Origin of the sequence: Rhodococcus koreensis (assembly GCF_900105905.1) — a bacterium.
Lineage (GTDB): Bacteria > Actinomycetota > Actinomycetes > Mycobacteriales > Mycobacteriaceae > Rhodococcus_F > Rhodococcus_F koreensis.
Genome location: NZ_FNSV01000005.1, coordinates 3187676 through 3194834, shown reverse-complemented (window position 1 = coordinate 3194834; position 7159 = coordinate 3187676). Strand labels below are relative to the sequence as shown.

Genomic DNA, 7159 nt, shown 5'->3' with positions numbered 1-7159 from the left:
CGGGTCAGGCGATGAGGAACGGGGTGAGTCCGCGAATCGGCCACTCGCCGTTGACATCCGACGCATCGCGCCCCTGCCGGACGAGGTAGTCGGCGAAGTCGCGCTGCCGTTCCGCGTGCCAGTCGGCCTGATGGGTCATGATGTCGAGGGCCCGTAGATTCGGGAACTGCTGCGCCAGCGTCCGGGCGAGATGTGCGGCGGCGAGCGCGTCGGCCTCCGCCTCGTGAGCGTCCTCCAGCGCGATGCCGTAGTGCTCGCACACCGCGCCCAGGGTGCGCCTGCCCTTCCGGTACCGATCCATCTCGCGGTCGATGACGTAGGGGTCGACCACGGTGCCGGTGACGAGTTCGGGCAGCCCGAGCCGCAGACCCTCGGTGTGCATGACGGTCAGGTCGTAGGACGCGTTGAACGCGACGACGGCGTGGTCCAGGGTCCACGCGTTGTACAGGGCGTCGCGGATCTCGCCGTACCCGGTGGCGTAGTCCTGCCCGCGGGCCCGGGCGTACTCCGTGGAGATGCCGTGCACGTCCGTCGCGCCCTGCGGGATGGGAACCTCGGGGTCGAGCAACCAGGTGCGCGACTCGAAGTGGTGAGCGTCGACGACGGCGATGCACGCGGAGACGATGCGGGCGTCGGTGGGGTCGGGCCCCGTCGTCTCCAGATCGAACGCGCAGATCGGTCTGTCCGACCAGCTGGTCATGGGGGCCTCTCGGTGGTGATTCGGTGCGCGCCCAGTATCTGCCGAGGGAGGCGCCGGATCCGGGACCGACACGGCGGGGATCCCAGGTTGTCGTGGCCGGTCGCCGGGGGTATCGTGTCCTGCGGTCTGCAGTTCGCCGAGGTCGTGAACTGTGTTATCTCGAGAGAGCGTTCTTTCGAGGGAAGAGTGCGAGAGGGTAAGGAGGTGTGGCATCCGATGAGAAGCCAACCTCCCAGTACCAACTGAAACCGTTCCACCGGTAGGTGCGCGGTTTCACGGTCCGTGTTCCTCAGCGCCGTCCCGCGCTGCCCTTTTCCCTCGAAAGCCCCGTGCCATGCCTCAGTTGCGCCCGATCCGTTCCCTCCTGCCCAGCCGCTCCGCCGGTGTGTCCGACGCGAACGCCGGTCACGCCGTCACGCGGCGCCCCGTCGAGCCGACGCCGGCGGAGGAAACGGTGGTCAACAGCGCCGTCTACCGCGACGGCCGGAAGACGGCCACTCCGGCCACGCTGTCGGAGGCGCTCGCGAGCCTGCCGGATGCGGCGTCGATGGCGTGGATCGGGATGTACCGGCCCAACGACGCCCAGTTGTATGCGGCGGCAAAGCAATTCGACCTGCACGAGCTGGCCGTCGAGGACGCCATCGTCGCCCACCAGCGGCCCAAGCTGGAGCGTTACGGCAAGACGCTGTTCGTGGTGCTCCGCGCCGCGCGGTACTGCGACGAGACCGAGCGCGTCGAATTCGGTGAGCTGCACGTCTTCTGCGGTCCGACGTTCGTGCTCACGGTCCGGCACAGCGAATCCCCCGACCTGTCGGCGGTCCGCAGGCGGATGGAGAGCAACCCGGACCTGCTCCGGCTCGGACCCGAGGCCGTGCTCTACGCCATCCTCGACGCCGTGGTCGACGGGTACGCGCCGGTGGTGGCCGGGTTGCAGAACGACATCGACGAGATCGAGACCGAGGTGTTCAGCGGGGCGCCGGGCGTGTCGCGTCGCATCTATGAACTCACCCGTGAGGTCATCGAATTCCAGAGGGCCACACGGCCGCTGCTCGGAATGCTGCGGGGGTTGTCGCAGGGTTTCGAGAAGTACAACACCGACGAGGAGTTGCAGCGTTACCTGCGTGACGTCACCGACCACGCGACGGTCGTCGTGGAGCGGGCGGACGGGTTCCGTCAGTTGCTCGGCAACATCCTCACCGTCAACGCCACCCTGGTGTCGCAGGAGCAGAACGAGGAGATGCGCAACCTGACCCAGGCCAGTTACGCGCAGAACGAGGAGATCAAGAAGGTGTCGGCGTGGGCGGCGATCCTCTTCGCGCCCACTCTGATCGGAACCGTGTACGGCATGAACTTCGACCACATGCCCGAACTGCACTGGGCCGGCGGGTATCCGTTCGCGCTGTCGCTGATGATGCTCACCTGCGCCGGGCTGTACACGATCTTCAAACGCCGGGGCTGGTTGTGAGCGAGGCCGGCCGCGGGCGGGACCCGCGGCCGGCCTGCGCCCGCCGTCAGAGTTCGTCGACGCAGACGACGAACTTGCGTTCGGAGTATTCGTAGCCGTTGGACGACGTGCTGCACGAGTCCACGGACGTGGCGCCCTGCACGATCTCCGTCACCTTCACCCCGTCGACGGCCGTCGTGTCACCGCACTCGATGCGTGCGGGGTCCTCGCCACCGACGTCCATGCAGCCGCCGATCACCCAGTCCACGTCGAGGCAGATCGCGCCCTGCTCGATGCCGCCGAGGGTTTCGTAGTAGTACGAGTCGGCGTCGCTGATGCACTGGCTGTTCTTCGCGGCCTTCGCGATCACCTTGTAGTTCGAATCGGGGCTGCCGCACACCGCCTTGTCGATCTCGGCGTCGGTGACGGTGCCGCCGAGCTTCACGCACTCACCGATCGCGACCTCGAAGTCGACGTCGCCGCCCGAGTCCTCGCCTTCCTGTCCGTCGATCACGGTGGTCGACGAGGTGGCCGCGGAGGCACCCGACTCCGGCACCGCGGTGGGCGTCGTGTCCGAACCGCACCCTGCCACCAGAACTGCCGTCGCCGACAACGCGACGACCGCGGTACACACCCGCCGAACTAACCCTGTCATGTCTGACCCCTCCGTCGGGTGACGTCCCGCCACCCGTGCCTCTGAGATGACCGTTGCCACCTCGACCGTGTCCACCGCGATTGCCGTGTCGCGCATTATTTGATTACATCGCTGTCCGATTTGCCAATTGTGATGACAGTATGGACGGGTGGACCTCCCCGTGATGCCTCCGTTACAGCCGATGCTCGCGAAGGCTGCGTCGTCCGTTCCGGCGCAACCGGAGTCCGGGCCCGTCTGGTTGTACGAACCCAAATGGGACGGGTTCCGCACCCTCGTCTTCCGGGACGGCGACGAGGTGGTGCTCGGTTCCCGCGGCGGAAAAGACTTGGCCCGGTACTTTCCCGAACTCGTCCGCGCCGTGAAGGACGAACTGCCCGAGCGGTGCGTGGTGGACGGCGAACTCGTCGTCCCGCGCAACATCGACGGCCGCACCCGGCTCGACTGGGAGTCGTTGTCGGAGCGCATTCATCCCGCGGAGAGCCGGGTGACGATGCTGGCGGAGAAGACCCCGGCCCAGTTCGTCGCGTTCGATCTGCTGGCCCTGGGCGACCGCGACCTCAGCCGGGAGGACTTCTCGGTGCGCCGCGCGCAACTCGTCGACTCCGTCGGCGGCGGGTCCTCCTGCCACGTCACCGCGGCCACCGAATCCAGTGCGACGGCCACCGAGTGGTTCGAGGCGTTCGAGGGGGCCGGCCTCGACGGGGTGGTGGCGAAGAAGCTGGTGGGCCCGTACCTGCCGAACAAGCGGGAGATGGTGAAGGTGAAGCACGCCCGCACCGCCGACTGCGTCGTCATCGGATACCGGCCGCACAAGAGTCAGCCGGGGATCGGGTCCATGCTGCTCGGACTGTACGACGGCGAGCAGATGGCGATGGTCGGTGGGGCGTCGGCGTTCACGGCCGCGCGGCGGATCGAACTGCTCGCCGAACTCGACGAACTGCGCGTCGGCGACGACGTCGTCGCGGACGGGGCACCGACGCGGTGGCAGTCGGGCAACGACCGGACCTGGGTGCCGCTGCGCCCCGAACGCGTCGTCGAGGTGGCGTACGACCAGATGGAGGGTGCCCGGTTCCGGCACGCCGCGCGGTTCCTGCGCTGGCGCCCGGACCGGACGCCCGACGAGTGCACGTTCCAACAATTGGAGGTCCCGGTGCGATACGACCTTGCCGACGTCCTGGCCGGAGGTTCCTAGATGGCGAGTCCTGCCGAAGAACTCGACGTCGACGGCGTCGCCGTGCGGCTGTCGAGTCCCGACAAGATCTACTACCCGAAACTCGGTGCCGACGGCGGCACGAAGCGGCACCTGGTGGAGTACTACCGGACGGTGGCGCTGGGCGGTGCGCTGCTGGGCGCCCTGTTCGATCGGCCGACGCACCTGCAACGGTTCCCGGACGGGGTCGAGGGCGAGGAGATCTACCAGAAGCGGGTGCCCGCGAAGCGCCCCGACCACGTCGACTCGTGCGAGGTCACGTTCCCGTCCGGCCGCAAGGCGGACGTGCTCCGGGTGCGCAGCGCCGCGAACATCGTGTGGGCGGCGAACCTCGGCAACATCACGTTCCACCCGTGGGCGGTGCGGTGCCCCGACGTCGATCACCCCGACGAACTGCGCATCGACCTGGACCCGCAGCCGGGGACGGGATTCGACGACGCCCGGGCGGTCGCGCTGGACGTGCTCCGGCCGCTGCTGGACGAACTCGGTCTGATCGGCTACCCCAAGACCTCGGGCGGACGCGGCCTGCACGTGTATCTCCACATCGAGCCGCGCTGGGATTTCATCGAGGTGCGGCGCGCGGGCATCGCCCTGGCCCGGGAGATCGAGCGGCGCAGCGGCGACCGGGCCACCACGTCCTGGTGGAAGGAGGAACGCGGCGAACGCATCTTCCTCGACTTCAACCAGAACGCCCGGGACAAGACGATCGCATCCGCCTATTCGGCCCGCAAGACGCCGATCGCGACCGTGTCGACGCCGGTCACCTGGGAGGAACTCGTCGACGTCCACCCCGACGACTTCACCATCGCGACCGTGCCCGCGCTGCTCGAGAAACGCGGCGACCCGATGGCGACCATGGGTGACGTGGCGCAATCGCTCGACGTGCTGCTGGAGATGGCGGAACGGGACACCGCGAACGGTCTCGGCGATCTCCCGTACCCACCCAATTACCCCAAAATGCCGGGGGAACCCAAGCGGGTACAACCGAGTCGGGACCGAGACCGCAAATAGCCGGCGCTCACGTAGGCTCGGGACGGTCGGGTCGGGAACAATGTGAGGTCGCCATGGAACGTAAGACGGTTCGTACTGCCGGAATCGTCCTCGGTGTCGTCGCGACGGCATTCGGGACTCTGCTGATCGCGCCGGCCACCGCGTCGGCCGTCTCCCTCTCCTGTGTGTCACCACCGGGCAGGGGTCACACGACGGTCGTCGACCGCACCGCGTGCGGGGCCAATGCCGACACCAGCAGCAATTCGGCGGCCTTCGGCACCGACGGTGTCGGTTTCGCCGACGCGGCCCACGCGGGAGCGGCGCTCGGCGCCGGACTGGGCGGCGGTGTCGGCGCGGCAGAGGCACGCCGCGGTGTCGTCGCGGCGGTCGCGGTCGGGCCCGAGAGCGTCGCAATCGGAACGGTCGACAGCGTCGGCCCGGCGCTGGTGCTGAGCGGTCCCGGTGGGCAGGCGCTCGTCGCGGATCCGGCCAAAGGCGTGGTGTGCGCGGCCGGTCCCTCGCTGGCCATCAATTTCCTTGCAGGTCAAGCATGTCTGAGCGACGGCATAACTGTGTGGCGGCTTCCCTGAACGGCACCCCGGTCCGCGTCGTATGGTGACGGTAGTCACAATGGGCTGACGCACTGCCGTAGGACTTACGGCAGCGAGATCGGAGGTGGTCGATGACGACCAGCGTTCGAGTATCCCGGCCCGCGTCCGTGCCACGGACGGAACTGCACGTCGATCCGCGGTTCCTGCCGCTCGCCGACCGGTTCTTCGCGATGTACCGGCAACCTCAGCACGGCGGCGGGGCACTCACCGCGTACTTCCGGGGCGAGAAGGTCCTCGACATCTGGGCGGGCTGGGCAGACCGCGACCGCCGCTGGGACCGCGACACCGTCGCACTGTCGTTCTCGACCGGAAAAGGCGTGGCCAGCACGGTCGTCCACCGGCTCGCCGAACGCCGGCTGATCGACTACGACGCGCCCGTGGCACGCTACTGGCCCGAATTCGGTGCGGCAGGCAAGGGCGACATCACCGTCCGCGACGTCCTCACCCACCGGGCCGGACTGCACAAGGTCCGGGGGCTGATGCGGAGCCCGCTCGATCTCCTCGAATACGACGCCGTCGTGGAGGCCCTCGCGGCGGCCCCGGCGGATCCGCGCAGGCTGCGCGGCCCCGGGTATCACGCCGTCACCTACGGGTGGCTGGTGGCCGAGCTGATCGCCCGCGTCACCGGAAAACCGTTCGTCCAGGTCGTGCAGGACGAGATCGCGGGACCGCTCGGTGTCGACGACTTCTGGTATCAGGTTCCCGGACAGCACCGTCCACGGATCGCGAAGCTGTTCCCGCACATCAACCCGGCCGGACTCAACTGGGAGCTCACCTCGAATGTGCTCTCGCTCGTCGGCCCTACCCGCGGGCTGGCCGAGGCGGCGATGCCGCAGGGATTCGACGCGCTGGTGCGGAACCCGGCGGTGCACGACGCGGTGATGCCCGGCTGGAACGGTGTGTTCAGTGCGCGGGCGCTCGCGCGGATGTACGGCGCCATCGCGAACGGGGGCAGGCTGGACGGACGCCGGTTCCTGCGCAAGTCGACCATCGCGCGGATGTCGGAGGTGCAGACCCGCGACCGCGACTACGTCCTCGGTATCCGGCCGCTGTGGTCGCTCGGCTACCACCGGCCGATCTTCGCGTCCCGGGAACAACCACGGAACGCGATCGGGCACTACGGGGTCGGCGGGTCCGGCGCCTACGCGGACCTCGACAGCGGACTGTCGCTGGGGTTCGTCACCAACCGCCTCGGCAGTTCCCTCACGGCTCTCGGTGATCTTCGTCTGGCCCGGCTCGGTGTCGAGGCACAGGCGATCGTCCGGAACGGCAAGTAACCCACGAAAGGAATCCCGATGAGTGATCACGTGTACCGAGTTGTCGAGGTCGTCGGTTCGTCGAGCGACAGCACCGATCAGGCCATCAAGAACGCGATCGCGCGGACCAACGACACCGTGCGGAACGTCGAGTGGTTCGAGGTCGTCGAGACCAGGGGCCACGTCGAAAACGGCGCCATCGCGCACTACCAGGTCACGGTGAAGGTCGGATTCCGGGTAGAGCCGGGCGACGCGGTCTGACCTCGCGCACGGTTCTCGCACAAAAGTGGAAC

General features: G+C 68.2%; 8 protein-coding genes. 6 read left to right on the top strand and 2 right to left on the bottom strand.

The features are described from left to right. Positions 1–4 precede the first annotated feature (4 nt). Positions 5–700 carry a 3'-5' exonuclease gene (locus BLV94_RS19280; protein WP_072950394.1) on the bottom strand — a complete coding sequence of 232 codons (696 nt, stop codon included), beginning with the start codon at positions 698–700 and terminating at the stop codon, positions 5–7. Between the two features lie 334 nt (positions 701–1034). Between BLV94_RS19280 and BLV94_RS19275 the strand changes: the two genes are divergently transcribed. Then, on the top strand, positions 1035–2165 hold the full coding sequence (locus BLV94_RS19275) for a magnesium and cobalt transport protein CorA (RefSeq protein WP_072950396.1): 1131 nt from the start codon (positions 1035–1037) through the stop codon (positions 2163–2165). Positions 2166–2211: 46 nt separating this feature from the next. Here BLV94_RS19275 and lppU read toward each other — a convergent pair whose 3' ends face one another. Then, complete coding sequence (gene lppU / locus BLV94_RS19270) at positions 2212–2799, bottom strand: LppU family putative lipoprotein (RefSeq protein WP_072950415.1); 588 nt, start codon at positions 2797–2799, stop codon at positions 2212–2214. 148 nt (positions 2800–2947) lie between these two features. On the opposite strand from lppU, the gene BLV94_RS19265 reads away from it, so the two are divergent. The 5 genes from BLV94_RS19265 to BLV94_RS19245 all read left to right on the top strand — a co-directional run bounded on the left by BLV94_RS19265 (position 2948) and on the right by BLV94_RS19245 (position 7127). Further along, on the top strand, positions 2948–3991 hold the full coding sequence (locus BLV94_RS19265) for an ATP-dependent DNA ligase (RefSeq protein ID WP_072950399.1): 1044 nt from the start codon (positions 2948–2950) through the stop codon (positions 3989–3991). Beyond that, on the top strand, positions 3992–5020 hold the full coding sequence (locus tag BLV94_RS19260; protein ID WP_072950402.1) for a DNA polymerase domain-containing protein: 1029 nt from the start codon (positions 3992–3994) through the stop codon (positions 5018–5020). It begins immediately after the preceding gene. 53 nt (positions 5021–5073) lie between these two features. Then, positions 5074–5589 carry a DUF6764 family protein gene (locus BLV94_RS19255; RefSeq protein WP_072950403.1) on the top strand — a complete coding sequence of 172 codons (516 nt, stop codon included), beginning with the start codon at positions 5074–5076 and terminating at the stop codon, positions 5587–5589. Between the two features lie 92 nt (positions 5590–5681). Next, positions 5682–6887 (top strand): serine hydrolase domain-containing protein, encoded by a 1206-nt coding sequence (locus BLV94_RS19250; protein ID WP_072950404.1) that lies wholly within the window; start codon positions 5682–5684, stop codon positions 6885–6887. 18 nt (positions 6888–6905) lie between these two features. After that, positions 6906–7127 (top strand): dodecin, encoded by a 222-nt coding sequence (locus tag BLV94_RS19245; protein ID WP_072950405.1) that lies wholly within the window; start codon positions 6906–6908, stop codon positions 7125–7127. Positions 7128–7159: the final 32 nt, after the last annotated feature.

Coding starts and splice junctions, on each gene's coding strand:
- lppU (WP_072950415.1), bottom strand. CDS start 2,799: ATGACAGGGTTAGTTCGGCGGGTGTGTACCGCGGTCGTCGCGTTGTCG.
- BLV94_RS19275 (WP_072950396.1), top strand. CDS start 1,035: ATGCCTCAGTTGCGCCCGATCCGTTCCCTCCTGCCCAGCCGCTCCGCC.
- BLV94_RS19280 (WP_072950394.1), bottom strand. CDS start 700: ATGACCAGCTGGTCGGACAGACCGATCTGCGCGTTCGATCTGGAGACG.
- BLV94_RS19255 (WP_072950403.1), top strand. CDS start 5,074: ATGGAACGTAAGACGGTTCGTACTGCCGGAATCGTCCTCGGTGTCGTC.
- BLV94_RS19250 (WP_072950404.1), top strand. CDS start 5,682: ATGACGACCAGCGTTCGAGTATCCCGGCCCGCGTCCGTGCCACGGACG.
- BLV94_RS19245 (WP_072950405.1), top strand. CDS start 6,906: ATGAGTGATCACGTGTACCGAGTTGTCGAGGTCGTCGGTTCGTCGAGC.
- BLV94_RS19260 (WP_072950402.1), top strand. CDS start 3,992: ATGGCGAGTCCTGCCGAAGAACTCGACGTCGACGGCGTCGCCGTGCGG.